The sequence below is a fragment of the Pseudomonas sp. A-1 genome (genome assembly GCF_004801855.1).
GTDB lineage: Bacteria > Pseudomonadota > Gammaproteobacteria > Pseudomonadales > Pseudomonadaceae > Geopseudomonas.
Genome location: NZ_SSTC01000032.1, coordinates 20200 through 46276 on the forward strand (window position 1 = coordinate 20200; position 26077 = coordinate 46276).

General features: G+C 64.0%; 21 protein-coding genes. 4 read left to right on the forward strand and 17 right to left on the reverse strand.

Translation table 11 applies throughout. The features are described 5' to 3' along the window. Positions 1-267: 267 nt before the first annotated feature. The 5 genes from brxC to E5198_RS09445 all read right to left on the reverse strand — a co-directional run bounded on the left by brxC (position 268) and on the right by E5198_RS09445 (position 6427). The gene (gene brxC, locus E5198_RS09425; RefSeq protein WP_136489742.1) at positions 268-3732 is read right to left on the reverse strand and encodes a BREX system P-loop protein BrxC; all 3465 of its coding nucleotides are present in this window, start codon (positions 3730-3732) and stop codon (positions 268-270) included. A gap of 53 nt (positions 3733-3785) precedes the next feature. After that, complete coding sequence (locus E5198_RS09430; RefSeq protein ID WP_090347578.1) at positions 3786-4334, reverse strand: DUF1788 domain-containing protein; 549 nt, start codon at positions 4332-4334, stop codon at positions 3786-3788. Next, positions 4327-5106 (reverse strand): hypothetical protein, encoded by a 780-nt coding sequence (locus E5198_RS09435; RefSeq protein ID WP_136489743.1) that lies wholly within the window; start codon positions 5104-5106, stop codon positions 4327-4329. Before E5198_RS09435 ends, E5198_RS09430 begins: the two co-directional genes overlap by 8 nt. 83 nt (positions 5107-5189) lie before the next feature. Then, a complete protein-coding gene (locus E5198_RS09440; protein ID WP_136489744.1) occupies positions 5190-5513 on the reverse strand; it encodes a type II toxin-antitoxin system HicA family toxin in 324 nt (107 codons plus the stop codon). Continuing rightward, the gene (locus E5198_RS09445; protein ID WP_136489745.1) at positions 5510-6427 is read right to left on the reverse strand and encodes a viperin family antiviral radical SAM protein; all 918 of its coding nucleotides are present in this window, start codon (positions 6425-6427) and stop codon (positions 5510-5512) included. Before E5198_RS09445 ends, E5198_RS09440 begins: the two co-directional genes overlap by 4 nt. Before the next feature lie 182 nt (positions 6428-6609). Here E5198_RS09445 and E5198_RS09450 point away from each other — a divergent pair, with 182 nt between their 5' ends. Next, positions 6610-9330 carry an ankyrin repeat domain-containing protein gene (locus E5198_RS09450; RefSeq protein ID WP_136489746.1) on the forward strand — a complete coding sequence of 907 codons (2721 nt, stop codon included), beginning with the start codon at positions 6610-6612 and terminating at the stop codon, positions 9328-9330. Between the two features lie 45 nt (positions 9331-9375). Here the strand turns inward: E5198_RS09450 and E5198_RS09455 are convergent, their stop codons facing one another. Next, on the reverse strand, positions 9376-10434 hold the full coding sequence (locus tag E5198_RS09455; protein ID WP_136489747.1) for an ADP-ribosylglycohydrolase family protein: 1059 nt from the start codon (positions 10432-10434) through the stop codon (positions 9376-9378). A 202-nt stretch (positions 10435-10636) separates the two neighbouring features. Here E5198_RS09455 and E5198_RS09460 point away from each other — a divergent pair, with 202 nt between their 5' ends. Both E5198_RS09460 and E5198_RS09465 read left to right on the forward strand, forming a co-directional pair. Next, entirely contained in the window at positions 10637-12874 is a 2238-nt protein-coding gene (locus E5198_RS09460; RefSeq protein WP_136489748.1) for a hypothetical protein, read from the forward strand. A 22-nt stretch (positions 12875-12896) separates the two neighbouring features. Further along, a complete protein-coding gene (locus E5198_RS09465; RefSeq protein WP_136489749.1) occupies positions 12897-13970 on the forward strand; it encodes a YafY family protein in 1074 nt (357 codons plus the stop codon). On the opposite strand, the gene E5198_RS09470 is transcribed toward E5198_RS09465, so the two are convergent. Next, complete coding sequence (locus tag E5198_RS09470; RefSeq protein WP_136489750.1) at positions 13937-16015, reverse strand: hypothetical protein; 2079 nt, start codon at positions 16013-16015, stop codon at positions 13937-13939. The two genes, E5198_RS09465 and E5198_RS09470, sit on opposite strands and share 34 nt — an antisense overlap. Further along, a complete protein-coding gene (locus E5198_RS09475) occupies positions 16012-19623 on the reverse strand; it encodes a hypothetical protein (RefSeq protein WP_136489751.1) in 3612 nt (1203 codons plus the stop codon). The genes E5198_RS09470 and E5198_RS09475 overlap by 4 nt, the downstream gene beginning before the upstream one ends. A gap of 343 nt (positions 19624-19966) precedes the next feature. Here E5198_RS09475 and E5198_RS21505 point away from each other — a divergent pair, with 343 nt between their 5' ends. After that, a complete protein-coding gene (locus E5198_RS21505) occupies positions 19967-20140 on the forward strand; it encodes a hypothetical protein (RefSeq protein WP_157719470.1) in 174 nt (57 codons plus the stop codon). A gap of 26 nt (positions 20141-20166) precedes the next feature. Here E5198_RS21505 and E5198_RS09480 read toward each other — a convergent pair whose 3' ends face one another. From E5198_RS09480 to stbB, 9 genes are all read right to left on the reverse strand, one after another. Next, on the reverse strand, positions 20167-20949 hold the full coding sequence (locus tag E5198_RS09480) for a metallophosphoesterase (RefSeq protein WP_136489752.1): 783 nt from the start codon (positions 20947-20949) through the stop codon (positions 20167-20169). A gap of 10 nt (positions 20950-20959) precedes the next feature. Continuing rightward, positions 20960-21415, reverse strand: coding sequence for a hypothetical protein (locus E5198_RS09485; RefSeq protein ID WP_136489753.1), 456 nt, complete (start codon positions 21413-21415; stop codon positions 20960-20962). A 5-nt stretch (positions 21416-21420) separates the two neighbouring features. Then, entirely contained in the window at positions 21421-21882 is a 462-nt protein-coding gene (locus tag E5198_RS09490; protein ID WP_136489754.1) for an HAD domain-containing protein, read from the reverse strand. Between the two features lie 4 nt (positions 21883-21886). Then, positions 21887-22111 carry a hypothetical protein gene (locus E5198_RS09495; RefSeq protein ID WP_090347565.1) on the reverse strand — a complete coding sequence of 75 codons (225 nt, stop codon included), beginning with the start codon at positions 22109-22111 and terminating at the stop codon, positions 21887-21889. Beyond that, positions 22108-22845, reverse strand: a complete 738-nt coding sequence (locus E5198_RS21830; protein WP_218569051.1) for a nucleotidyltransferase domain-containing protein — start codon at positions 22843-22845, stop codon at positions 22108-22110. Before E5198_RS21830 ends, E5198_RS09495 begins: the two co-directional genes overlap by 4 nt. Beyond that, a complete protein-coding gene (locus E5198_RS09505; protein WP_136489755.1) occupies positions 22845-23267 on the reverse strand; it encodes a hypothetical protein in 423 nt (140 codons plus the stop codon). Before E5198_RS09505 ends, E5198_RS21830 begins: the two co-directional genes overlap by 1 nt. Continuing rightward, the gene (locus tag E5198_RS09510; protein ID WP_136489756.1) at positions 23255-24076 is read right to left on the reverse strand and encodes an exonuclease domain-containing protein; all 822 of its coding nucleotides are present in this window, start codon (positions 24074-24076) and stop codon (positions 23255-23257) included. The genes E5198_RS09505 and E5198_RS09510 overlap by 13 nt, the downstream gene beginning before the upstream one ends. Positions 24077-24726: 650 nt before the next feature. Then, positions 24727-25275 carry a hypothetical protein gene (locus E5198_RS09515; protein ID WP_136489757.1) on the reverse strand — a complete coding sequence of 183 codons (549 nt, stop codon included), beginning with the start codon at positions 25273-25275 and terminating at the stop codon, positions 24727-24729. A 5-nt stretch (positions 25276-25280) separates the two neighbouring features. Next, complete coding sequence (gene stbB / locus E5198_RS09520) at positions 25281-26054, reverse strand: StbB family protein (RefSeq protein WP_168772506.1); 774 nt, start codon at positions 26052-26054, stop codon at positions 25281-25283. Positions 26055-26077: the final 23 nt, after the last annotated feature.

Below are 26077 nucleotides of genomic sequence, written 5' to 3' on the forward strand. Positions count from 1 at the left end.
CGCGAAGGCGGCACGGGTGGAGCTGGCTTGGTGGACAAGTCGCTGCGCGACGTTGTCCACCCTACGGATGGGGTGCCGTCGGGTTAGGCCGCGTTGCGGCTAACCCGACCTACGGATTCGGTGGTGGACAAGACGCGGTGCGGCGTTGTCCACCCTACGGGTTCGGCTTGGGCGGACAGCGGTGGAAAAGCCGCTGCACGGCGTTTTCCACCCTGTGACCACCCTCTCCCCGGCCCTCTCCCGCAAGCGGGAGAGAGAGCGGAGCGTTCAGACCATCACCGGGCCTTCGGCCAGTTTGGCGAGCAGGCTGGCTTCGACCTCGGCCAGCCACTGGCGCAGCTGGGCTTCGTTCTCGAAGGTGCGCTTGGGCAAGGCGACGTGCTGGACCTGCGGCTGGAGCAGCTTGACCGCCTCCTGGCGGGCGCTTTCGAACCTGGCGGCCAGCGAGGCGGTGCGGTCGCTCCACTGCTCGAGGGAGCAGGTTTCCAGGCTGTCGATGACATCCTCGCGGCTGGCCAGGCTGACGGCGGGCAGCTCGGCGAGCTGGCGGCGTTCAAGGATGACCTGACGGCGGGCGGCGTCCAGTTGCTGCCAGTGGCTGTCGGCTTCGAGCTCAGCCAGACGCAGGCCGTACTCGGTTTGGCAGGCCTTGACGTGGTGGTTGATGGCTTCGCGCAGCTGGCCGATGGTGCCGTCGATCAGATTCTCCAGCGGGCTGGGCTCGGCGAGCAGGCTGCGGTTGGCCTTGATGGCTTCGACCTCGGTGTGCAGCTTGTCGTGGAAGGCCAGGCCCTTGCTGAGGCGCAGCAGGGTTTGCAACAGCTGCCAGTCGTTGCGACGCTGCTGCAGCTTGTCGCCTTGGGCGCGCCAGGCGTCGAGCAACGGCTTGAGTTCGTCCTTGTGGTCGATCACCAGCTTGAGCTGGCTGTTGCCGCTCTCCTTGGCGATGGCGTCGATCAGGCTGGCATCCGGGCGCGCCGGGGCCGGGGCATCTCCGCCGGCGGCGTTGTGCAGGGTACGGGCGAGACTGATCAGCTCGGGGAGCTTCTGCTGCTCCTCGTTGGGCTGGCAAGTGATGCCGACGGCGTTGAGCAGGCCACGCACCTTGATCAGATCCACCGGGCGGATGGTGATGGTTTCCGGGCGGAAGGTGGTCTGGGTGAGCTTCTGGCGGTCGAGGCTCTGCGCACCGAGCGGCTTGTCGGCGCTGTCACTGGCACGCAGTACGCCGGCAGCTACCAGGGCGAACAGAGCGCCGTCGATGGCGTCCTGCGGCCAGCCGTAGGGCGCGGCGCTGAAGGTGTCGCGGATCTCGCTGCCCTTCTTGGCTGCGCCGATGAACTTGAGGATGGCCACGCACACCGGTTGCTTTTCAGGCTCGCCGTTGTAGCCGAGGGCTTCGAGGGCGTTCTGCCCGCCGTCCTTGCGGGCGCGGTCGTAGACCTTGCCCCAGTGCACGTTGTCGGCGAGGTCGAACTCACGGTACAGGCGCACCATGGAGGCCTGTGCAGCCTTCTCGATGCAGGCGGCGACGCTGTTGCCCTGAGCTTCGGCGCCGCCGGCCTGGAGCACCTGGACGCCGGAGAAGATTTCCTTGAGCAGCAGCTCGACCTGTTTGTCGGCATCGCGCAAGCGGGTTTCCATGGCCTTGCGGGCGTCGGTGCCGGCTTCGGTGCTCGGCACGCCGCGCAGCTCGAGGGTCAGGTCGGCGGCTTTCTGGGCAATGATGGCGTTGGTCAGCTCGGAGCGGTTACGCGCCGGGATGAACAGGTAGATGGTCGGCAGGTCGGGGTTGGCGCCACGGGCCTCGGCGTGGAAGGAGGCTTCGCTGGTGCTCCAGCCGTCCTGCACCCAGAGGTAGATCTTCTGGGCGGCGTCCTTGGGCAATTCGCTGTCGAAGCAGGGCGTGATCGGTCGGGCGACGTTGCTGACGCCCTGGCTCAGGCGCACCTGGCCGAGCTGTTTCTTGATGAAGGCGTGCAGCAGGTCGACGCGCTGGTTGTCGACGCGCTGCAGGTTGCCACGCAGGTCGGCCTCCTGCTGGCGGAAGGTGTCGTACCACTGGGCGCTTTCCTGGGTCTGCAGGCGGTATTCGACGCCGGCAGCGGTCTGCATGGCCATGACATGACCTTCCTTGGCCAGGACTTCGAGCTGTTTGGGCACGCGGGCGCGCAACTCGTCCTTGCCGTGGTTGAGGTCCTCGACCAGTAGGTCGGCGAGCATGTCGGCGGTGGCGCGCACGCCGCAGTCGGCCACCGGGTCGGTGGGCAGCTTGCCGATCAGCAGGATCAGCGCCAGCAGGCGCGATTGCAGCTGCTGGTCGGCATCGCCGGCGGACAGGTGGGCAATGGTGTCGTAGCTTTCGCGGGAGATGACCCCGGTCTGCAGTAGGTTGGGCGCGATCTGCTCATAGATGAAGTCGCCGGGCACGACGTGGCCGAGCTTGTACTCGGCGGTGGCCTTGGCGGCTTCATGGATGACCTTGAGCTGGTTGCGCAGCTGGGAGACGGTGCCGGTGGTGTCGACGATGCGCAGCACGCGCTCCCAGAAGCGCCGACGCACCGGCAGCACCGGGTAGTCGGCGAGCATCACCTTCTCGTCGTCCTGGTGGTACTCGACCTTGGTGCCGCGCAGGTGGCGGGAGATTTCACCCAGCTGCCGGGTCAGTACGGCCTGCAGCTCGGCGCGGGCGGATTCCTTCTTCTGCAGGATGACCTTGCGGATCACCGACTCGACGTCGGTGTCCTTGAGCATGACGGTGACCTGGAAGCGGCCCATCAGGCGCTGCAGGTTGGGCATGCCGGACAGGGCGTTCTGGCCGGTGGAGACGAATAGCAGGCGGTTGCCGAAGGCCTTGTGTTTGCAGCAGGTTTCCACGACTTCCTGGACCAGGTAGGCGCGCTCGGCGTCGGTGCCGACGTACTGCTGGACCTCGTCGAGGACGATCAGGCTGAGGGGGAATTTGTCGTCACGCTGCAGTGCGTCGTAGATGGCCTTGACCATCTGCTCGTTGGTGACATCGGTGACCTGGGGGAACTGCTCCTTGAGCAGCACGCGCACGCCCTTCACGTCGCTGGCCAGGGTCGGGTCGGACTCCAGCAGGGCGCGGGCGATGATCGGCGAGACGAACAGGTCGTCGAGTTCGCGCTCCCAGTTCTCGCCCTCCTCTTCCACGCGCTGGCGCACCAGGTCGAGATAGCCCTTGTGCTTGAGCCAGAGGACGAAGCGCGCCAGGTGGTATTGCTCGGGCAGGCCGGCGGACTTGAAGAGGATGCCGAGCAGAGCCAGGCGCACGTTGTTGTTGGCGCCAGCACCGAGGGTGCCGGACGCGGCATGCAGGCCGCCGTAGCGCTGGGCCTGGTTACTGAGTTCCTTGAGGTGGTCGCTGACTGTATCCGGCAGGCGGGCGATATGGCGGGCGCTGACGCCGTCGGGGAAGCGCTGGTCAACCCACAGGGTGCGCAGCATCTTGGCCAGGTGCGATTTACCGGAGCCGAAGAATCCGCTGATCCACACGCCAGGTTGCTCATGGTCGGTGGTCAGGTTGCGCAGGTAGGTGCCGAGGATCAGGTCCATGCCCTTGGCGTATTCGCCATCGCAAACGAAGGTTTCCAGCTCGTAGCGCAGGGTATTGAGGGCCTGGACCGAGAGGTCGTCCTTTACTTCAGCGACGCCGTTGTTGGCCAGGCGGTTCTGCAACGGGTCGAGCTGGTAGATGTCGCGGTTGAGCATGAGTCTATTCCCTGATTCGTTTAAAGCGGATGTCCGTGCCGACAATGCGGCAGCTAGTTGTCGGAGGTCAGCGGCGTGGCGTGGTAGCCCCAGCCGTCACGAGCATCGAGCAAGCGGTAGGTGTTCTCGATATGTTCGCCGGGGAAGAACACCAGCAGGCGACCGGGCACGTGGGGTGCCAGCGCCTCGACGAAGCCGGCCACGGAGGTGAAGCCGAAAAGCGTGCCGCAGCCGATCAGAGCGACGACGCTGTGCTCGTCCACCTGTTGGGCGGCGATCTGCTGTTGCAGGCGTTCGAGCAGATCTTGGGCGAAGCGCTTGTATTTGCTGGCGAGCAGCTCCGGGTCTTCGAAGTAGTCGTCGCGGTATTTCTGCCCGGCCATCCACTCGGGGAAGGCGTGGGTGATGTCGAGCGGCAGCCAGACGTGCCCGGCCGCCTCGGCGGCGACGCGGAAGTCTTCCAGGCGGGCGCGCAGCTTGAGTTCGTCTTCCTTGTGGTAGACGGCGAACAGGACGCGCTGGGCGTTGGCCAGGCCGTGCTGCCAAGGGATGCTGATGTGGCTGGTGTAGTTGTTGATCAGCTTGTCGAGGCGGTTACTCATTGAGCCAGGCTCTCTCTTCGTCCGTGAGGAAGTCGGGGAAGTCGACTTCGATGACTTCGCTGGAATGCTTGAAGGTGATCAGTCCGCGCTGGGAGGCCGTGCGCGCCAGCTCGAGCAGGCGCTCCAGGCGGCAGTCGAGCAGCTTGCACCACTCGCTGGCGAACAGGCGCTGGCCACTGAGGCCGTGCAGGTAGCCCTGGAACAGGGCGAAGGCGACGTTGCTGGCAGTGATGACCGGCTGGTTGCGGAGCTTCTTGATCCGGCCCTTGAGGTAGCCGGCGTGGGTCCAGCTGCCGTTGACGCATTGGGCGGCGGACTTGAGGGTGGTCGCCTTGAAGCGCTGGGGATCGGGGGCGGCCAGTGCGGCTTCGGTTTCCTCACGGGTCAGCGGCTGGCCCGGCTGGCGCTCGAGGATGGTCGCTGTCGACAGGCGCAGGATCGGGTCGCGGGCCATGGCCAGCTGCAGCGCCAGCACTGGGCGGGCGGCGCTGTCCTGCTCCCAGAGGGTGCGGAAGACGCGGAACAGCGGAACCTCGGGGCTCATGCCGTAGAGGTCGAGCAGGTGACCGTAGGTCAGCACGCGGGCATTGCTGGTCGGCTTGTCGAGGCGGTTGAAGTCGACGATCTGCTCGCAGTACTGGTCGCGACCGGCGTCCACCGGCGTGTAGGCGAACAGCTCCTGAAGCTCGGCAAGCATCATGGTACGAGCGGCATGTGCGCCGTTCTTGCCGAATTTGAAGCCGAACTTGATCAGGGACTGCTGGCTGGTCATTGCGTCTCGATATCTACTTTCACGGGCCTGGAACCGCGGACTAGAGCCGCCCCGACTGATGTCCAAAGGCTGGCATTATCGCCTCAGTCTTCACTTAGCGGAACGGGGAAGTGAACCATTAAGGGGCACGTCTCGTCGTGATGTGATATTGCCCGACGAGCGCGACAGTTTATGTCGCGCTCAGGGCTGGGAACATGTTCCCAGTCCCGGGCGTTCTCGGCACTGCGCAGGTCGCGGCGGAAGTTCTGCAGGCTGCGGCAGTCGCTGGGGGACTTGGCCACGGTCAGGGTCGGCCAACCGCTCGGGTGGGTCAGGCGGCCATGCTTGCTGCCACGATGGAAGCGCCAGCCTTGCCGGACCAGTTGGCGGATCAGTTGGTCGATCTCCTTGTTCGAGCAGTACTTCATGCGCCCTCTCCTGCCACAGCCGGGATGTAGCGCGCGCTGAAGCGCTCGGGGTCGAAGACCATCTGGGCGAAGGCGGCCTCGGCGCCAGCCTCGAGGATCGGTCGGCTGTAGGCATAGCCCTGCCCGGCGATCATCGGGCTGTTCTGGAAGAAGCGCCCATGAGGATCGACCATCAGGTAGGACTCGCGCATGTCCTGGTTGTCTTCGGCACAGAGGATGTTGGCGAAGGTGCGGTGACGGGCGACGAAAGCGCCGAACTGCTCGTCGCTGATGGTCAGATGCTGGTTCACCACCGGCAGCATGCGCAGGACTTTCCATTTGTCAGGGGCGAAACGTCGGATCAGCGGGCTGAGGTCTTCGGCGTGGTTGAGCTGGTTGACCACGGTGTTGAGCTTGAGGCGCAGGCCGGGGTTGGACTGGCGAGCACTGGCCAGGCCGATCGCCAGATCATCCAGGTCGAGCAGCCGGCCACGACGATCAATTCGGCCGATGGAGCGGTTGGTCTCTGGGCAGGCCGAATCGATGCTGATGCCCAGCCAGGTCAGCTGCGGCGCCAGTCGGTCCAGCAGCTCCCGGGTCAGGCGAGAGCCGTTGCTGATCATCGAGACTTCAAAGCCGAGTGCCCGGGCCTGGCTGACGATGGCCGGGAGCTTGCCGGCGTGCAGCAATGGCTCGCCGCCGGCCAGGTTGAGGCGGACGGAGCTCCAGGACATTCGGCTGGCCAGCGGGTTGGCGCGGTTGCCCGGCTGGAAGAATCGGTACAGCTCGCTCAGCAGCGCCGCGGTTCGCTCCGGACTGTGGATCAGCTCACGCGGGCAGGCGGACTCGCCCCAGGCGGCGTAGCAGTACTGGCAGCGGTAGTTGCAGGCTTCGGTGAGGTGCCAGTTGAGGACCAGCGGGGTGGGGGTTTGCATGACGCGGACTCCATGGGTTGGGGTCCGCGCAGGGTGTCAGTGCACCCGATTGCCCGGTATGCAGAACCACGTACCCCCTCCTCCATCACTGGCCTGCGAGGGGGGTACGGGATTTTTCAGTGGTAAGGTGGCCGGGCTTTGCAAGGATTACCGCACCGTCAACAACACCAAGGACAGGCGCCATGAGCACCCTACCCACGATCGAGTCCATCCTGCTGCAGGTTCATCAGAGCCTGGGATGCACACCCTACCAAACCAAGCCGAAGCGCAACTTTGCTACTGGGCAAATGCAGCTGTCCCATCACAGGGAAATGGCTGAAGAAGTCTTCGACGCCATTTTCGATGCGCTGGATATGGATCCACTGGCGCGAGCGGATGTGCTGAAGAACCTTATGGAGTTCGGGGATGCCTACAAATATCTCGAGCTGAATATCTGGACCTTCGCCGCCGACCAGCGCCAAGTGCTCTGGCAGTTGCTTGGGTACTTTTATGTTCCCGGCATTGCTCGCCGCGCAGCTTTCTGGAACCTCGAGGAAGCACTGGACAAAGGTATGCCGGGTGGACGGTTCTGGTATCTGCCCGAGCCTCGCGAGGTGGACGGCAAGCCGAGCCTGTATCTGCCGGTGGCCCAGGTAGTGGACTGGCTGCTGGACCTGCTGGGGATGCCACTGGAGGAGTTTGCCGACGTGCGCAGCGAGGTCACGCGAGGTGGACATGATGGCCTTCGGCGTTCGTTGTACAACTGGCGCAAGGACACCAATATCCGCCCCGACACCTTCCGCAAGTACTTCTCGGACAACACGGTGCTGGACTTCAAGGGTGCTTTCACTCTCGACAGCAGCCGTTCGCCTGCCGAGCAATTCGCTGATGCCCTGAAGTTCGTGATGCGCAAGCAACTGACTGCCGACCAACTGCGCCTGGAAATCCCGATGACCCTGCCAGGCCGCCTTGAGGCGATTCTGGATGGCAGTGCGGATGAAGACGAAAAGGCTGCTTTCGTGGCACTTCTAGCCAGGCGTTACGCCGCCCCCTCACCGCACACTATCCGTCAACGCCTGCTGTTTGCCCGCATGGTGCAGAGTGGCTATGAGCGCTTACTCAAGCTCCTGTGCCCGGATGTTGACTCGCAATGTGCCGATGCCCAGCAGAACAAGCTGCTGCAGCTGTTCGCCATCTACAAGTTTGCCTACAACCTGACCATTGGTGGTTGGCGCAACTGCAGGGATCAGGGCGAGGCAGCTGAAAATGTCTGGTTCGAGGAGCACCTGCCGCCATGGGACAGGCACGGGTTGTTCCTTTCGATTTTGCCCTCACAACGGAATACTGCCAATTCCGCGCTGGCAGAGCTTTTGACCCGTCACTTCGCCGAGATGCAACCCGGCACAACCCTCGAAGATCATGTCGGGCTGGACGCGGAATCAGCCGCCCCGATCATCCAGCGCAATATCGAACGGATGAAAGCGACTGCCGAAGAGTTCAAGGCAGAGCTGGAACTGACCGAGCGCCTGAAAACCGCATCGCCTTGGCGGACGCTGCAGGGAGAAAGCCGCTACTGGGTCGTCAGCCAGATTGCCCAACGGAGGGATCTTGGCTCCAAGGTCAGTCAGGCAGCCATCCAGCGCCTGCGTGAACTGGCGGCCACGCCTTCAGAAACCCTGCAAGCCGCTCTCTACGAATTGGACGGCTACCTGAATAACGAACGCAGCAACAGGCCGAAGGATGTCCGTGACCTCGCACAGGCACTGCTCGAGGAGGCCGAGTCCAATCCTGCCTACGAGCTGTGGGAAGCCGCCATCCTGCAATACAAGGCCAAGCACCTGCTGGCCTGCAACGACTTTGAGGGTGCCGGCAAGCTGTTCAAGGAAGCCTTGGAAGCGGGGCGCAAGCGCTGCTACGGCTCACTGCGCGGAGAAGTGGCGCGGGACTGCCTCGCTGTAGAGGTCGCCAACCAGAAGCTGATATTGAACAACCACGAAAAGTACTACAGGGAGATGCTGGCTGGCGGCATGATGACCGAGTGCGAGCAAATACCCAGCATCGAGGAAACGGCTCGTTGGGCTTCCGAATACTTCTGGGACACCCTGTACAGGCCCTATCCGGGAGTCCCGACCCAGAAGCGTCGCGCCAGCGAAGCGGGCCGGAAAATGCTCAAAGACCTGATGCCGCTGTTCTTTAGTGGCGCTCAGGACGGCTTGCTCGCCTGGGTCAAGGCCAATCGCCAACTGCTGAAATCAAGCCTGCCGGACGTCGACGGTAATTCGGTCTTGATGCTCCTATTCAAGATGCGCACGAGCTTTGCGCAAGGACTGCACAAGCTTCCGGCTGCCATGTTGGAGGGGGAGCAACAGAACTTCGCGGCCATGCTGGAGCACTGGAGGCAATTCTTCGGCCTGCTGGCACAGCAAGCACCGACGCAGCTGAACATTGCCGACATCAAGAGCCAGACACCACTGATGCTGATGGCCGAGGCGGGGGATACCGAGCTGGTCAGGATCATGCTGCAGGCTGGAGCCGACCCGGAAATGCAGGACTGGCAGGGCATGACCGCCCTGCACTCAGCGATCAAGTCCGGCGTGGACAGCTGCGTCGATGCTCTGCTCGATCATCCGTGCCGCCTGGACAAGCTTACCTGCGACGGTCAGTCGCCACTGCATACCGCGGCCTGGACCGGGAACCTGCATGCGACCCGGCGTCTGCTGCAGCTAGCCCCCGAGCTTGCCTGGCAGCGCAACTCCCAGGGAATGACGCCCCTGGAGCGGGTCGAGTACCTGATCGAAAATCCGCAAGCCCTGCAGATGCTGGGCGAGGAGCTCAGGCGCAACGGCAGGCGCTGTGCATCGAAACGGGAGCTGGAAGAAATCGTAAGCCTGCTGGAGCAGGTTGCTCCGGTCGTCAAAGCCTGAGCCTGGTAGACGCATACCCCACCTGACGGGGTATGCGTCTCTTCCTCACCACCCCGGATAGCGCTCCCAGATCTCCCGCTCCAGGTCACTCCCGCCGCCCCGATACCGCTCGGGCACTTCGCCGATATCCCGCGCCACCTGTTCGATCACCTCGCGCAGTTCCAGCCTGTCCAGCCAGCAGACGGGAATGGCGCCCGGACCGTGGATCAGGCCGAGGAAGTGCCCGGCGATCAGCCCAGTGCTGTCGCTGTCACCGCTGTGGTTGACCGCCCACACAACGCCCTGCTCCAGACTGTCCGCCGCCAGCGCGCACCACAGGCCGATGGCCAGCGCTTCCTCGGCCACCCAGCCGCCGCCGAGCTGCTCGATGCGCCGCGGCGTCGGCCGCAGGCCTTCTTCGTGCAGCCTGAGCACCTGCTCGACGATCTGGCGGGTTTCCTCCATGCCGGGCTTGTCGCCGTGGGCAGCCAGGCTGGCGCGGGTGGCTTCGGCCAGTGGCAGGCTTTCCTCCCAGATACGCGCCAGGATGTCGGCGAACAGGCCGGCAGCCTGGTAGCCGGTGGGGTGGCCGTGGGTCAGGTGCGCGGATTCGGCGGCGTTGGCGAAGGCGTCGGGGAAGAAGGCGCAGGGCGCCACGCGCATCACCCCGCCGCAGCCCTTGCTGTCGTTGTCGGCCAGTTCGCCGAAGTGGCGGCTGGCGCGCAGGGCGGACAGGCAGGTATTGCCGGGCGCGCGGCGCGACCACAAGCGGCGCTCGGCAAACAGCCAGCCATCCTCCCCCACCTCGGTGGCGGCGCGCTCGCCCTGGGTCAGCAGCCAGCGCAGCAGCGCGTGGTGGATCACGCCCGGCGGATGGCAGATGCCTCGCGCCACGCCACGCACCTGCGCGCGCAGCAGGCCCTCGGCGGTGAACAACATCATCTGGGTGTCGTCGGTGATGGCGCCAAGCTGGCCGTAGGCCGGCACGAAATCGACGATGCCGCACTCGCCGAACTGCTGGCGGATCTGCGCCCAGGTGAGGAACTCGACCGGCGCGCCAAGGGTATCGCCTACGGCGCCGCCGAGCAGGCAGCCGAGGATGGCGTCGGGTGAGCGGGGTGACATGCAGGCGCGCGTCCTTTCGGATCTGGGCATGACTGATCTCTCCATGAAGGATGGGGATGATCAGTATGCTCGCCCTACGCGACAGCCTGCGTCGCGCCCGACTCCCGCCCCCATCACAACGCCTCGCGACACAAGCTGTCGCTGCCACCCGATACCCTGCCAGCGTCCCCACCTTTGCCACGGCCTGAGAAAGGAGTCCCCCATGAACAACGCAGTGACCGCACTCCCCCCGAGCACCCTGGACGATGATCTGCAGACGTACGCTTGGCACAGGTTCCTGACCGACCTCGCCCCTTCCGGGGTATTGCAGGACAGCGCCGCGCTGCCGGATGCCGCCAGTTCGCGCCCCATGTCCGCTACCGACCGGAAGACCCTGCAGCAGTGGATCGCCAGCGACTTCGCCAACGGCAGCATCGGATGCGGCTTCGGCGACCTGCTGGAGCTGCCGCTGTGCCTGCGCAATCCCGGCAGCGCAGCCATCGTCTGGAATCACTGGTACGGCAGCCAGCGCCAGGTGACCCGGGTTATGGATTTGCTGCTCAAGGTGCGCTCCCCGGAAACCGCCGCCTTTGCCCGCAACGCCCAGCGCTCCAGCCCGGCGGTGGTGCTGTCGATGCTGCTCGGCAATCCACGCCTGGGGGAGCGTCTGCTGCGACAACTGCCACCCGCTGATCGCGAACAGGCCGATCCGGCACGCCGTCTGGCCGGCCAGTTGCGCAGCCTGCTCGGCGAGGCGCATGGCGAGCTGGCAAGCCAATGCCGCGACAGCACCGCCGTCGAGCTGGCCGGGCGTATCGAGGCACACTGGCCGTGCATGGCCTGGCTGCATGACCAGGGCGCCTATCTGCCACATCTGGTCGAGCCCCTCCTGCAGCTGGGCCTGCTGCGCGAACGCCTGCAGGCCGGCGCCTGGTCGGGAGCCGACCGCTCCCGCGCCATTCTGGCCGCCAGCCTGCTGCTGTATGGCCTGCCGCCGCGCCTGGCCGCCCTGCTGGCTATCCATACCTCGCCGTTCAGGGAGTGCGGCGCGCAGCCCTTCCATTTCTTCGGCCTGAACGGCGAGACGTTCGCCCCGGCACGCCCGGTCTGGGAGCAGATGGACGCGCAGGTGGCCCGCGACACCCTGGCCTATCTGCTGTGCGCCGACGCCGGCAACCGGAGCGAAGGCCCGCGCACGGCGCTGGATCAGGTGCGCCAGCTGGAGGCCCGTCTGGTCCAGCACGGCAGCCTGCCGCGCACCTTCGCCAGCCTCTACCAGCACTTCTGCGCCAAGGACGCCGGGCCGCGCTACGCCCAGTTGCGCGAGGCCTTCGTGCGCTACAGCGCCGCCCTGGAGATCAAGCTGGAGGCCGGCGCGCTGCCGGCGCAGTTGATCGGCCGGCCACTGCAGTTCGAGCGTATCGCCGACCACGCGGCCCTGCAGCAGCGCCTGCGCGCGCTGGTCGAGCAGGAAGCCGAGTGCATCGACATCCCCGGACTGCTCGCCGCCAGCCAGCAGCGTCTCGACCGCCTGCAGGCCATGCACGCGCAGATCGTGGCGCTGGGGCAGACGCCATCGGTCTCCGGCCTGCTGAAGATCGCCGAGCTGGCCGAGGCCGCCCGCCAGGAAATCCTCGCCAACCGCGACTGGTTCACCCGCTCGCTGGCCGAGACACGCCCCTATGTCGCGCTCTGGGAGGGCTTCTACGCGGGCATCGAGAAGCTGCAGCGTCAGACCACTCCGACGAGCAAGAGCGAGAAGCGCGAGCAAAAGGCTGCCGAGTCAGCGCTCGGTACGCCGCTCACAGCGAATGGCAACGAAAACGAGGTCATCCTGCAACTGCGCCAGCAACTGCACGATGCCCGCCACGCGACTGCACAACTGCGCGAGGAGCTGAAGGATGCCCACGGCGAACAGCATCGCCTGCAGCGCATGGCCGAGGCGGTCGGCGCCCTGCCCCCGCGTGTCGCGGCTCCTGCGGTCGATACCACTCTGCTGCGCCGGGTCGCCAGCGCCCGCGACAGCCTCAGCCCCAGCGAGGTACTGGCCTATTTCAGCCAGCTTGCCGGTTCGCGCCTGATGGTGCTGGACAGCGCCTGGGACTCGGCAGCCGAGTATCCGGGCCAGTTCGCGGCCACCGAGCGGCTGTTCGATCTGCTCGACAAGCTGCTGTTCCCCTACCTGGACGCGATCAACTCTGGCACTCCGGATACCCAGGCGCGCGGCATCTTCGGCAGCAAGGCCTACTGCGCCAAGGAGTCGGAGACCACCCTCAGCGACGCCCGTCTGCGCGCCCTGCGCGAGTTCAACTGGCAGGGCGAGAAGCGGCTGTTCGTGCGCCATCTGCGGGTCAGCAACCAGACCGGGCTGGAAGGCATGCGCGTGTATTTCGATATCATCGACGGCCAGGTGGTGATCGCCTACGTCGGCCCGCACCTGCCGGTCAGCACCAGCAACTGAACCTCCAACTCAAGGAAGAACCATGTCCGCCACCGCCACCCGCAACACCATCAGCCGCCAGTGGGAACTGCTGCGTAGTCTGCCGGCCCGTCCGCCGGGCATCACCGCGCAGGAGCTGGTCGACCTGCTCGATAATGCCGGCTTCACGGTCAGCAAGCGCACCATCGAGCGCGACTTGATCGAACTGTCGAATCTGTTTCCGCTGCAATGCAACGACAAGAGCGCCCCCTATGGCTGGTACTGGACACCAGGCGCTACCGCCGAGCTGCCCGGCCTGACCCTCAGCGAAGCGCTGACCTTGCGTCTGGTCGAGGACAGCCTGCGCCCACTTTTGCCCGCCTACCTGCTCAAGAGCCTGGAGCCGCGCTTCGCCCAGGCTCACCAGAAACTGCTGGCGCTCGGCGACCAAGTGCCGGCGGCGCGCTGGATCGACAAGATCGCCAGCGTACCGCCAGAGCTGGCGCTACTAGCGCCCGAGATAAACGGCGAGCTGCTCGAGCGCATCCAGCAGGCGCTGCTCGAGGATCGTCAGCTGGACTGCAGCTACTTCGCCGCTCACCGCAACAAGGTAACTGAGTTGAGGCTCAATCCGCTGGCGCTGATCCAGCGCGGCAACATCACCTACCTGGCCGCCATCGCCGAACCCTACGAGGACGTGCGGCTGTACGCGGCGCACCGCTTCCAGCAGGTTGATCTGCTCGATGTGCCATGCCGCCGGCCGGACGACTTCAGCCTGGACGAATACATCGCCAGCGGCGCCCTGCAGTTCACAAGTCCGGGGGCGGGCATGATGAAGCTGCAGGCCTGGATCAGCTTGGAGCTGGCGCGTCAGCTGCGAGAAACCCCGCTGACCGACGACATGCGCCTTGAGATCGATGGCGACGGCTACCGACTGAGCGCTACCCTGCAGGACAGCTGGCAACTGCGTTGGTGGCTGTTGTCGCACGCCGGGAAGATGGTGGTGCATGAGCCGCTGGCCTTGCGCCAGGAGTTGCTGAGCCAATTGGAAACCAGCCTCCGGCAGTATCGCGACGCCATGGCACCAGATGCCGACGCGCCCACTCAGGCTTCGCCCTGCTGCAGTTCGAGTGCCTGACCGACCTCGCGCAGGTACTTGAACGGCAGAGGGTAGACAGTCAGTCCCTTGTGCCTGATGTGCAGTGGCTGCATCAGGCGCAGGATCTCCTCAGGGACTGTCTCGTGCGTGCCGTACAGGTGGTAGAGGTGGCTGAAGTTTTCCTGTCGGCGCTGTGGCGAGCCGACACTGCCGGCGAAATACAGGCGGCCGCCGGCATCCAGGTTCAGGCCAGTCAGTCGCTCCAGGGGGCCGTCCTGTCCCTGCAAACCAACAGCCTTGAGCGGCGCACCGAGCGCATCCTCCAGCCAGGCGAACAACAGCTTTCCCGAACCCTTGGCAGAAATCTTCTGCAGCTCGGCATAGCCGTAGCTATCCATAGCTTCGGCCAGCAGTGCCTCCAGCGCCTCACCCGCTTGGTCGAGCACCATATTGGCCGCACGAAACTCTCTGAGCAGCTCTGCCGGGATACGCTGACTGCGCCCCTGCGCCAACGCCCGCAGGGTCTCGCCGATGCCACGGAAATCGGCCAGGGCGACCGCCTCGCTGTCGATGAAGGCCAGCACGTCGCCGGTGCTGGGCCAGTAGACCAGCGGGATGTTGGCCTGCGCCCAGTAGGGTGAGCGCAGACGCCTGAGCAGCGAGGTATCCAGGGCATCCACACGCGCCAGACAGGCCTCCGGCTCCAGCCGCTCCACATGCAACCGACCGTCACGCTGTTCAAGGGTCAGGAACAGGTTGGCTGCCGGCCGCTCCTGTCCCTCGTCCTGCTCTTCCTCTTCGTCCTCCTCGCGACGCAGCCGCCAGGGCAGGACGAACAGCGCATCCGACGGGATCGGATAGCCGTCCAGCAGCTGCCGGCCCTGCTGCAGCTCAAGCTTGAACAGCAGCTCCTTGAGCAGCACGTCCAGCACATGGGGCGAGACTTCGTCCTGCCCCTCCGGCAACAGCTTCTCGACGGTGCAGGCCTGGATCACCGCATCGGTATGGGCGCGCTTGATCTGCCGGTAGGGATCGCGCTCGGGCTCCGCCTCGAAGCGCTCGACCGGCGGCACGATCAGCAGATGGCAAGCGCCGGGCTTCGGTGTATCCACCTGCTGCGGCGCGAAGCCACGTACCTGCAGCGCTTCACGCAGGGCTGCGACGGTATCCGGCGTACCGAGCGTGTCGATGATGTACAGCGGCCAGTCGCGGAGGATCTCATCGATCTTCGCGTACTCGCGCTTGAGAACGGCTGGAGTCGGCTGGTAACGCTCGTCGACCTGGATCTGTTGCAGCTCCAGGCTCAGTGCCCCGGCGTAGGCACGCTGCAGATCCTCAAGGAATAGCGAGAAGATGCCGAGCTTGCAGCACTGGTAGTCGCTGAGGCTCTGCTTGCCGAGGTCGAGCATGGGTATTCGCTGGCGCGATTGACGCGGCAGGCTGCACTTGAGGTAGTCCCCCTCAAGCGACTTGTGCAATAGCTGACTGTAGCGATCGAGCCGATAGCGCGGCTTGCGACGCAGACGCGCGGGTAGCTCGCCGTCCTGGTTCAGGAGTGCAGACAATGGCGTGAAGGTCTGCACGGCGATCTTCAGCTGCTGCCTGCCCATGTCGAGCTTCTGCGGCTGCATGGCCACCTCCACAGCCACCAGTTGCGGACTCTCGCTGCGCTGCAGCTTGCGTTGCCTGACCAGGTAATACAGGCCCTCGGCCTCGAAGCGGCTCGCCTCCTGCAAAGCCAGTTCCGGCAACTGGCTGGGCAGGGCCTTGATCAGCAGGCAGGCCAGCAGCCAGCCATGCTGCTCCTGCACGATATCGCGCTCCGAGCAGGTCAGCCGAGGATCGGCCAGGCTCAACGACTCGCCCCTGGGCGTCAGCACATAGCAGGCCTTCTCCCCGCCATAGCGATGCAGCGCCAGCACCGGGCCACTGGCATAGATATCCCGCGCCAACGTAGCAATGCGGGCCCGCTGCTCGCGACCAGCGTAGTCGCGGTAACCGATGCACCACAGGGAGAAGCGCTCGGCGATGCGCTCGCGGTCGAGGGTGTAGCGCTCGATCAGGGTGGTTTCGATACGGCTCATGCGTTGGCCTCCAGCCAGGTGAGAAACTCGATCAGGTTGTCTTCCAACAGCTGTCCGGTACGCTCGTCGAGCAACGCCGGCCAGTCCATCACCGTCGCCTGCTCGGGCGGGCAACCGCGGAACTGCTCGTCGCAGAAGCGCACCGACTGTCCGGCCGGGCCCAGCACCCGCAGGTAGATCACCTTGCGCACGCCCAGCGCTGCGCCGACACGGCGGATCTTCGCTGTCCAGGCTTCCAGCTCCTGCGCTTCGCTGTCCTGGGCGCCACGCCAGTGCTTGACGTCGAGCAATACCCGCTGGCCGCGGTACTCGACCAGCGCATCGAAGCGCTCGTAGTGCTCGGCCGGCAGGGGCTGCCACTGCAGACCCTGCGCCTCCAGCACAGCACGGGCCGCCTGCTCACCCACCGCGCCCTGATAGATGGCCTGGAACACCAGTGGATTGAGCAGCCAGGGTGAGGCGGGCCAGTGGCAGGCGAAGTCGTTGGCAATGAAGTGCTCGCGCACCTGGCGATTGGCCATCAGTACCGGTAGCCCAGCGGCACGGGCGCTGACCTCCCGCGGCCGCTTGAGCCCGGAGAAGAAGCACAGGTCCGCGACGGCATGCTCGGGATTGCCGCTGAACGCGTAGCCCTCAGCTGACTCACCCGGCAGTTGCAGGTAAAGCAAGGCCTGCTCGACCGGCTCGGCGGCCAGAGCCGGCTGCGTCAGCACCTGACGGCGTAGCCCCTCCCAGGCGGCAATGGTGGCCTCATCGCCCTGGTACAGGTGCTTGAGCAGGGAGCGGATGTACTGGCGGGAATTCTCGGTGTGGCGCACAGCGAGGTTCAGGCAACGGCGCTCCTGCAACGCGGCGCGCTGCTGAGTAGACGGCGTGCCGGCCCGCTCGCGCAGAGCCAGGTACTCATGGGAGAGCAGGCGCGGATCGCGATCGTCGGCGGCGAGCAGCTCACGCAGTTCGGCGTCGGCGAGCAGGAGGATCTGCCGGCGCTTGCAGGCGGTGCGTGCGGTACGGCCGACAGCCTGTTCGACGATGCGCCAGACCGCCGCCGGGTAGTCGCGGGTCTGGTAATAGTCACCAAGCAGTTGCCGGGTGTCGTTACGCAGCAGCCGACGGATCCAGTGGCGCGCCTCGCGTACCGACAGCTCATCGCGCTCCTGCAGAGCCAAGGTGCAATGCAGGCGGATGAGCCGCTCGCTGTCCGGCGCAGTCTCGTCGCCAGGCAGCAGGTGGGTAGGCTTCTCCAGGTAGAGTGCGTCGATATCGGCAGCACGGAAGTCCGCCTCGCCCGTGCCCACCCAGACCAGCGTTTCGCGATCCGCCGGCTGGCCGACCCGGTAGTCGGGATTCTTGCCGGTGCCCATGGTGTTGTAGCTGCTGAACACCACCACCTTGTCCAGGGTGTGGTGCAGCACCTCCAGCACCTGGTCATAGACATCGGCGCGCAGCGCACCAGCATTGACCTCGTGGAACACCCGCACCGGCCGCATCGAACACCAGCGCTGCAGGCAGTCCTCGACGAAGGCACGCAGCTCGTCGTTCTGCAGGCTGCGGAAGCTATTACGCAGTACCAGCAGGTAACGGTTGTCGGGACTGGAAGCGAAGCGCTGCAGGGCCTGCAGCAGCTTGCTCAGCTGCTGGCGCTGGAAGACGCAATCCTCATCGCCGCCAAGCAGGCGATCCAGCTCGACAGCTGGGTTGCGCACCCTGCGCCAGAGCAGCAACTGGTCGTACAGCCACACCTCGTCGGCGGAGTGGAACGCCACCTCCAAGCGTACCCGGTCGGCATAGTCGCGCCGCTGGTGATAGTGCTCGTGCAGCCGCTGGCGCTGGGCGCCATCGACCCGCCGCAAGGCGCTGCCGAGACGCTGCGCCAGATAGTGCAGGTCGAAATTGTGCACCACAGTCTGCGCCTCGGCGGTGGCACTGATACCGAGCACCACGGCCCCGCCCTCGACCAGCTCGGCCAGCCAGCCGCTGGGCGAGCAGCGCAGGCCACTGAGCTGCGCGGCAACCGTGTCCTGGCTGTCGGCGTGACGGCGCACCTCGATGAACTTGAAGCCTCGCCCGTGGTAGCTGCGCTGCTCGCGCGCCTGCGTCTGTCGAGTGGGACTCAGCGCATGGCTGGCCAGCGCCTCGCGCACCGGCTCGATCAGCCCGCGCAGGTTGTAGTGGCTGAGGATCGAGCCGATCACCTGCTGGCGCTGCGAATCCAGATAGCGCTCGCGAGTATCCTCCGCCTCACTGTGTCGCGCATTGGCCTGGCGCTGATACACCGCCACTTCCATCAGGCGGATGAAACGCTGGAACAACTGGTCGGCGCCATTGAGGAAGCGGCTGAAGGCATCCTCGTCCAGAGGCAACATCTCGCCCCCTTCCCGCGCGAGTACCTGGATCAGGTTCTTCTGGCGTTCCTCGTCATGCTCCAGCCGGCTGAAGCAGTGCTGCAGCGAATGCACATGGGTGTAGCTGCGGTCGGAGAACAGGCTCAGCGGGGCCTGGAGCTCCTCGAGGTTTTCCACGTCGTAGGCGCAGTCGAGATGCCATTCTTCGGCGAATTCGCGCAGGTCGGCAGCCAGTTCGTCGAAACGGCGAGCGATGTCGCGATACAGAGGGCCGTTGTCCAGGTGGTGGACGCCGAGGTTGGCATGCAGGGTACGCATCACCTCGATCAGGTCCACCGCCTTGCGCCGCACCAGTAGCTTGAGGATCTCGCCATTCTGGCGGTCGATCTCGTCGATCAGCAGCAACTGGCCCTGCAGATCCAGCAGCGGCTGGTACTTGCCCAGCGCATGGTCGCAGCCATGCAGGTACTTGCTGGTGGTCATGAACAGCACATGCGCCTCGCCACGGCGCAGCCGCTCGGCGGGCAGGAACTGGTCGAGCAGTGCCTGCTCCCTCGATGAGGTCAGCGGCTCGCCACGCCTCTGACGTTCGCGCAGGCAGGTCTGGATCTCCTTGAGCAGGGTCTTGTGAATCGCCTGCGCCCGTTCCTGCAGATTGTCGCGCAAGGCACTCGCCAGCTCGCGGCGTTCCCTGGCCATTAGGGAGAGTCGGCGGAACTCCGCCCACTGCGCCAGCAGCTTACGGTCTGCGCCAGCAAAACGCTCGACCAGCTCATGCACCAGCTCGTCGCTGCAGCTCTCCAGCTGGTTGGCCTGGCTCGGCAGGTAGAGCACCTGCGCCTTAAGCCAAGCGCGCTGCTCTGTGCTGAAGCGGAGCTGGCCGTCGACAGTCTGAGCGTCGATCAGCTCGAGCAGCTTGTCGCGGGCATGCCGCGTGTTGTCGATCGAGTCGGTGATGTAGATCAGCCGCCACACAGATGCGGAGGGATCCTCGATACGCCGCTGCACCTGCGCCAGCATCTGCTCGATCAACAGGCCCAGACTGCTGTGGGTCTTGCCCAGGCCGGTCTGCACCGGCAGCAGGGCCAGGCAGCCAGACGCATCCGGTCCCGGCTCGTTGGCGAGGCAAGGCGCCAGCAGCTCGTGCAGGACTTGGTCGAGGGGTGTGGGGGCGGGTTGCCTGGAAAAATCGAAACTCGCAAAGACGGTGCGAACCTTGTCCGCATTGGCGGATGGTTGCGCATCAGAATTGACGGTAGGCATGCCGAACGCTCCTTGGGTTGGGGAGGCAAACGAGCGCCCAAGATGGCATGGCCGTGCGACAGTTCATGTCGCGCATGAACAAAGCCCCCGATCTACGTCGCTGCCTGTTCCTCGCGGTCCGTCTCCAACCAGCAGCCACTTCCGCGCCTCCACAGTCGCAGATTGAGCATCAGTCGACCGAAATGCCCATTCGCTTCAATCGCGATGCCACGGTGGTTGACTCCAGCCCCAACAGCTCCGCAGCCCCTCCCTTTGCATACATGATCCCCCTCTGTATACATGATGCATAGCAGGCCAAGTTTGAAATAAATACCGATTTCGTTGTGGTCGTGGAAGGGGCGCCATGAAAGACATCCTGGAAGCCAAGCGCAGGCGGCAGCTGGAGCTGATCGATGCGATTCGAGCCGCCTCACCCGAAGAGCTGGAGGCCGAAGCCGAGAAGATCAGGGCCGTCATGCGTGCATCGAAAGGTGGCCGCCGACAACGCATGGCGCCGCCGCCGATGCGGGATGACTAGGCTGTATTCGCTTCGATTATTGGCAATTATTCCCCCGACAATAATTGCTCATCGTCCGCTGGCAGCAGGGCCTCGAGGTCGATGACCAGGGATGGCTGGAACCCAGATTCCTCCCCTGGATAGCCCCGCTGATTGGCAATGACCCTCGTCCCGGCCACCTCGAAGTCGACCGAGGTATGCGTGTGACCATGCACCCACAGAACCACACGGTCAGCCCCCATCAGGTCCTCCCAAGCGTTCGCGAAGGCCGCATCCAACAGGCCGCCGGCGTGTGGGCTTTCCTCCAGGGAGCGCAGCGTTGGGGCGTGGTGGGTGATCACCACGGTCGGCCCGTCATTGGGCTCGGCGAGCTTGCTGCGCAGCCAGTTGCGGGTCTTTTCCGCCAGCTCGATCAGATCCGCCGGCCGGATGCGGCGGTAGTTGTCCGTGCGGATCTGGCGAAAATCGCTCAGCGCCTGCTGCGCCTTCAGCGCAGCCAGAGGCGGGTTGCCGGTGGCGGCGAAGTCGGTCCACATCGTCGCGCCGAGAAAACGCACGCCGCCGATTACGACTTCATCCCGGTCCAGAACGTGCACACGCTCGTCACCGGCAGCCCGCATCGCCTGCAACGCCTTGCCAAGGTGACCACGATAGAACTCATGGTTGCCCGGCACGTACAGCACCGGGCAGTCGAATGCCTGCCTGGCCCACTCGATACCCCGCACGCCGAGGTCGATATCGCCCGCTAGGATCACGACATCAGCGTCCGTCACCTCCGGCGTGAAGGGAGCGAATTCGTTGTGCAAGTCAGAGAGGGGGTGAATCCGCATCGAGCTTACCTCATGCTGTCAGGCTGCCCACCTCACGGGCGACATAGCGAACCAAGTCACGGCTGGCCAGTTCGTCCACGAAGCGCTGCACCACTTCGAGCGCCTCGCGCTGGAACGGCAGCCAGTTCGGATCGATCACGAGCCCATGCTCTGGAGTGGCCCAGGCCGGAAGCACCTCAAACGGCCTGGTCGTGGCAAAAATCTGGCGATGCGGGAACCAGTGATAGTCGACGGCGCCGTACAGCACACGGATAGCCTCCTCCAACTGCACGGCGGACATGTATGCATCCGGCCGATCGACCAGCTTGTTTAGATCCGGCAGCTCGAAGGGGACAGGGATCTCCAGCGGCATCCCGGTCGATGCATGTGGCCTGCCGTGTCGCTCGGCCAGGCCGAGGATTTCCCGGGCGGGGTGGCCGATGAGATCGTGATCAGCCCAGCCAAAAAGCGATTCATAGGTACGCATCCAGCTCACTCCTGTTGTGCCATTGGGCCTGCAAGCAGCTCGTCCAGCAGGCGACGCAGCTCGGCTTCCTCACGCTCGCGAAAACCGTCATCGCACCAGACGAGGCGCCCTATTTCAGGCCAGCAGGTGGTCAGGTCGTCCAGGGCAATCCAGGGAGAGCCTGGCCGATGAAGTACCAACCAGTGCAGCGCTTCGCGCTGCCGGGCTCCGAATCGCTCGTCGTCGAAAAGGTGCAGCGTTGCGCCAATCACCCGTAGACGCAGGTCATGCGGGAACGGCTCACGCAACTGCTCGAGGTCGCGCTTGAGCCGCCAGGTACTGCTGATCACAACCTCGACGTGTGGGTAGTCGCGCAGTACCGCCGCGAACCGCGGCAGGTAACAAAACGGGCGGGATTCCTCCGGAGACAATTCCGGACGGGTGAACAGTGGGTGGAGCACGCCGTCGAAGTCGAGAAATAGGATCATGATCTCAGTCCCTCCGGTGCCCGCGACGCCCCAGGATCAGCAGTGCCTGCCGGCCAGCGCCGTGCGACTCGTCGAATTCGCCGTCCCAATCATCAGCTGCCTCGTTCCGCTCAACCACGCGGATCTCCAGCGCGTGGATCGAATCGAAGCCCGTCTCGTATCCCTCGACCATCACGTCAAGGTCGGGCGAAAGGCGTTGCAGCAGCTCGATCAGTTCGGAAACCGTCATGGCGTGCCTCCGTTGCCCTGCTCGGTCTGCACCGGAATGCCTTCCGCTGCGATGGTGTGCAGCAAGGCGGGATTCGAGTAGTTCTCCGGATGCTTCCATTCGTCGAGCCAGATCGGCAACGGCGAGATGAGGATGCCGGTTTCGAGCAGGACATCGAAGGCGACATCGGCCATGGCCAGCTTGGCGGACAGGAAGTGTTGATGCTCGCCAGGCAGGATCACGGCTAGGTCAGCATCACTATCGGGTCGATGGGTGCCGCGTGCGCGGCTGCCGTACAGCAGCGCTCCCGCGATGTCGTAGCGGTCTGCGATCAGGCTCAGGAAGCGGCGGGCTGCCGCTTCGGTCTCCCTGTCGAGCAGGCCTCTCGCCTGCCCAAGCGGAAACGGCGGGCAGGTACGCCAATCTCGATGTACTGGGCAGCGGGTGCGGTGCCAGCCGGCCGGGCGGCCGTCCATCAATCCCTCGAAGACCAGCTCGCCGGGTAGGCCGCACAGCTCGCAGACATGCAGCGACGCCTCGCGAATCTCGGCCAGGCGCATGCGCTGGGCGTCGCTGCCACTGGTCGTGTCGATGACCAAGGCGCCAGCGTCCTCGCGGACAGCCATAATTTTCAGATCGCTCAAATCGGCCAACGCTGCGCGCACCAGCGATAGCCAACCTCGACCGGCCAACAGGCGCACGTTAGCGACCAGGTTCGCCCCGGGCAGATCTGTCGCCGTGATCAGAAACGACATCAGAAGCCCCTCCCCTCCATTTGGGTCGAGCTTGGCTTCAGCTCACGCACCAGTTCTCGGGTGCTGCCGATGCCGGCGTACAGCACTACGAAAATCAGCACTAGGGCGAGCCAGGCTGTTCCGAAGTGGCCATTGCCAATAGCCTCAGCCACCAGATAGGCGGCTACGCCGGTCAGGATCGTCGTCAGCAACCCCGCCGAGCGCTTGCGATAAATAGATCGCCACCAGGCTGTCACGGTCAGTAGCGCAGAGCTCAGGACGGCCAGCACCAAGGTGACCGCGTAGAACTTACCGACCAGATCCGGCGCGTACTGGATCGGGATCGCCGTCGAGGCAATCGCGATGTAGCCCATCAGCAATGGGTGGGTAGAGAGCCCAGCGAGGAGGCCGGCCCCAAACCAGAAGGCTTTCAGTAGTTGCATGGTGGCTGCTCCATAGCCGGCCCGCCGATCGCCAGGCTCTGGAGCACCTCAAGCACCTTAGCCAGTTGGTCGTCGTTTTGCAGCATGACCGCCGGGCGCCGACCAGCCAGATCGGGATTGTCCTCGCGCATCCAGGCCTGCGCAGCTTCGAGGCCCAGATGCTCGGCTGCAGCAGCCTGGGCAATGGCGTAGCGACGCATCACGCGGCACAGGGCGGCCAGGTTTAGCGCATCGCCTGGCGCTCGATGGGCTCTCGCTCGCTGCACAACACCCAGACGCTTCAGGGCATCCGTCTGGCCGGTTCCGCCTCGCTCCCCACGCATGGCCTGAAATGTGGCCTTCAGATCGAAATAGCGATCAGCCGGCAGCGGATTGGCGATGCCGCTGCGTGTTGCGTTCTGCTCCAGCTGCTTGAGGTCGGACACCCCCCAACTTCCCCAACACCACCCGCCGGGCAACGTGTCGAGCTGAGCGACGAAATTGGTCAGCGCAGTGCTGGCTTCGAGGTAGCTCACCCCCGCATTGACCTCGGCCTGGCTGATACCCGTGTAATCCAGACAGAACCGCGTCAGAGTCGGGTTGAGTAGCGGGCGAACTACCGTCGAGAAACTGGCAATCGGATCTTCCTGATCGCTTTCGAGATCAATCACGACCACGCCGATCTCGATGATCTCGCGATTGTCATCGGTAATCAGCGGCTCATCGGCAGCAGGTTGATCTCCACTGGTAGTCGCCTCGATATCCACTAAAACCATATGACGTGCCGCAGGGGACAGGACCGCAGTCCAGTCGAGTTTAAGCCGAGCCATTCATCAAACTCCCAACTCAGTTCGTCAAGGTACTGCTGCAATATCAGGTCAATACCCAGACTGTTCGATTACGAGTGACGACCGATGGACCTGCTCAATCCCTCGCCGGAAGGCATCCTCACCGGGGCTGATGGAAAACATCAGCCCCGGTGAGGAATGGCAGGGTATTCAAGAGCACGGCGTCAAGGGCCCGAGTCCTCACCTTCGGCTGCGGGCCGCGCCAGACCCTCGACCCCGACCTCAACACTCACCAGCAGGGATATGACGTTCGAACCACAGATTGGCGATCCTATCCTCGGCTTGTTGAATCTCTTCGCAAAATGCCTCGCGAATTTGGTTCAACAACTGATCGTAGCCAGCCAAAGGATCATCACCAACCCGCCGCTGACGATCATCCTCACTCAACTCTGAAAGCCCAGCCCCAGCCTCTTACGGAAACCCAATCCCAGAGTAAAAATTGAATTCGTAGTGTTCACCTGTTGTGGTGATGATATATGGAACGACAGCCCCACAACTGAAACCAATATCAATCTTTACATAGGGAACCGCGTTCGACTAATCCACATCGTGAAAAGCACAAGATCTCAGCTCGATTCCTTCCATGACATCCCCCACAAGATCACCCTATCGGAACACCTGTTCCCAGGCAGTCAAAACCCTGACAGACCCATAACCCAGTTACGCACCGAAAAATCGAACACAATCACAAAAATGGTCATTACTGCAAAGTTCAGTACGAGAGGTACACCGTAGCGCGGCCACCACGACAAGCCGTGCCTAATCTCATCCAGCATTGCTGACTGCCGCTGCAAGGCTTCAAGCCGCCGAGACAGCTGACTCAGCTCTTCTCCCTGTGCACGCAAGAGGGACTTCAACTCACCTCTCGCCACATCGGCAGCCTCGACCTGGTTTATCAGGCTTACCAGCCGAGAGGACAGCACATCGACATCCGAACCGATCATCCTCATTCGCTGCACGCTCAGGCCAACCGCGCCATCGTCACGCATGAGCTCGTGAAGCATTCCACGGGTAGAGTCTTGGATCAGCGTGACCAGATTCAGTAACCCTGGCTCGTCAGGACTCGCACGCTGGGGGTCTCCTACCAGGATTTCAATGAGTTTCTCGGTACGAGTCATGAGCTCATGCACATCCCCCAGGAGAAACTCATAGAAAACCGCAGCGCGTGCTCGCTGATCCATTTTGCTCACTCCATGATCAATGCAAAAACGCGATCCAGGTTACGGTTGGCGGCTCTTGCCAGAGCCTGGATAACCAGCATGTCGCCCACATGAGCATAACGCTTCGGATCATCCTCACGACGCATGCTGCGCAGTTCTGCACGATAGTCATGCTGGTCTGCCAAGGCGGCCGCCATCGTCAACCTCTTCGCCGCCAACATGTCATAGACTTCGTTCTCGAAGACGGCAAGCTGAGGGCTCGCCATACAAAGTCTCTCCTTTTGGCTGAAGGAAACCAGTGGTGCGAACTGCTCCTCAACATCATCGCCAGCTCTATTGAAAACGATGCGGATCCGATCCTGTGAGACACCCAATCCGGCCAGAGTACGCACGGCTCTGATCGCCTCCTTGAACTCTCTCGTTCCAGCCAAAACCGGAATCACAAAGCGATCAATCTCAGCCTGAACACCATCAAACTTGACAAGCCCATTCATAAACTCTTCGGCATTCGATGCTCCGACATCGATAATCGCGCCATCCGCGGCCAACAGCTGCTTATAAAGGGTCGAAAATCGCTCACCATCAATCTTCTCTACATCAACCCCAAGGGATCCCGCGGTCTCATTGACCGTTTCTACCGCAAAGAAGCTGGCACCCGGCATCCGTGGGGAGCAGCCATGTGCCGCGATCGTTGATTTTCCATTGCTACCCGCAAGGCTAAAGAGACACAAGTTCGCCATACACCCGGCGGCGGCAAAAACTGAGTGCAACACCTGACCTTTCCGGTACGGTGTTGCCATGTCTTACCACGAACTCAGCATTG

What these genes read in the sequence shown, in the direction of transcription:
- brxC (WP_136489742.1), bottom strand. Translation starts at nt 3,732, where the DNA reads ATGCTCAACCGCGACATCTACCAGCTCGACCCGTTGCAGAACCGCCTG.
- E5198_RS09430 (WP_090347578.1), bottom strand. Translation starts at nt 4,334, where the DNA reads ATGAGTAACCGCCTCGACAAGCTGATCAACAACTACACCAGCCACATC.
- E5198_RS09435 (WP_136489743.1), bottom strand. Translation starts at nt 5,106, where the DNA reads ATGACCAGCCAGCAGTCCCTGATCAAGTTCGGCTTCAAATTCGGCAAG.
- E5198_RS09440 (WP_136489744.1), bottom strand. Translation starts at nt 5,513, where the DNA reads ATGAAGTACTGCTCGAACAAGGAGATCGACCAACTGATCCGCCAACTG.
- E5198_RS09445 (WP_136489745.1), bottom strand. Translation starts at nt 6,427, where the DNA reads ATGCAAACCCCCACCCCGCTGGTCCTCAACTGGCACCTCACCGAAGCC.
- E5198_RS09450 (WP_136489746.1), top strand. Translation starts at nt 6,610, where the DNA reads ATGAGCACCCTACCCACGATCGAGTCCATCCTGCTGCAGGTTCATCAG.
- E5198_RS09455 (WP_136489747.1), bottom strand. Translation starts at nt 10,434, where the DNA reads ATGTCACCCCGCTCACCCGACGCCATCCTCGGCTGCCTGCTCGGCGGC.
- E5198_RS09460 (WP_136489748.1), top strand. Translation starts at nt 10,637, where the DNA reads ATGAACAACGCAGTGACCGCACTCCCCCCGAGCACCCTGGACGATGAT.
- E5198_RS09465 (WP_136489749.1), top strand. Translation starts at nt 12,897, where the DNA reads ATGTCCGCCACCGCCACCCGCAACACCATCAGCCGCCAGTGGGAACTG.
- E5198_RS09470 (WP_136489750.1), bottom strand. Translation starts at nt 16,015, where the DNA reads ATGAGCCGTATCGAAACCACCCTGATCGAGCGCTACACCCTCGACCGC.
- E5198_RS09475 (WP_136489751.1), bottom strand. Translation starts at nt 19,623, where the DNA reads ATGCCTACCGTCAATTCTGATGCGCAACCATCCGCCAATGCGGACAAG.
- E5198_RS21505 (WP_157719470.1), top strand. Translation starts at nt 19,967, where the DNA reads ATGAAAGACATCCTGGAAGCCAAGCGCAGGCGGCAGCTGGAGCTGATC.
- E5198_RS09480 (WP_136489752.1), bottom strand. Translation starts at nt 20,949, where the DNA reads ATGCGGATTCACCCCCTCTCTGACTTGCACAACGAATTCGCTCCCTTC.
- E5198_RS09485 (WP_136489753.1), bottom strand. Translation starts at nt 21,415, where the DNA reads ATGCGTACCTATGAATCGCTTTTTGGCTGGGCTGATCACGATCTCATC.
- E5198_RS09490 (WP_136489754.1), bottom strand. Translation starts at nt 21,882, where the DNA reads ATGATCCTATTTCTCGACTTCGACGGCGTGCTCCACCCACTGTTCACC.
- E5198_RS09495 (WP_090347565.1), bottom strand. Translation starts at nt 22,111, where the DNA reads ATGACGGTTTCCGAACTGATCGAGCTGCTGCAACGCCTTTCGCCCGAC.
- E5198_RS21830 (WP_218569051.1), bottom strand. Translation starts at nt 22,845, where the DNA reads ATGTCGTTTCTGATCACGGCGACAGATCTGCCCGGGGCGAACCTGGTC.
- E5198_RS09505 (WP_136489755.1), bottom strand. Translation starts at nt 23,267, where the DNA reads ATGCAACTACTGAAAGCCTTCTGGTTTGGGGCCGGCCTCCTCGCTGGG.
- E5198_RS09510 (WP_136489756.1), bottom strand. Translation starts at nt 24,076, where the DNA reads ATGGCTCGGCTTAAACTCGACTGGACTGCGGTCCTGTCCCCTGCGGCA.
- E5198_RS09515 (WP_136489757.1), bottom strand. Translation starts at nt 25,275, where the DNA reads ATGGATCAGCGAGCACGCGCTGCGGTTTTCTATGAGTTTCTCCTGGGG.
- stbB (WP_168772506.1), bottom strand. Translation starts at nt 26,054, where the DNA reads ATGGCAACACCGTACCGGAAAGGTCAGGTGTTGCACTCAGTTTTTGCC.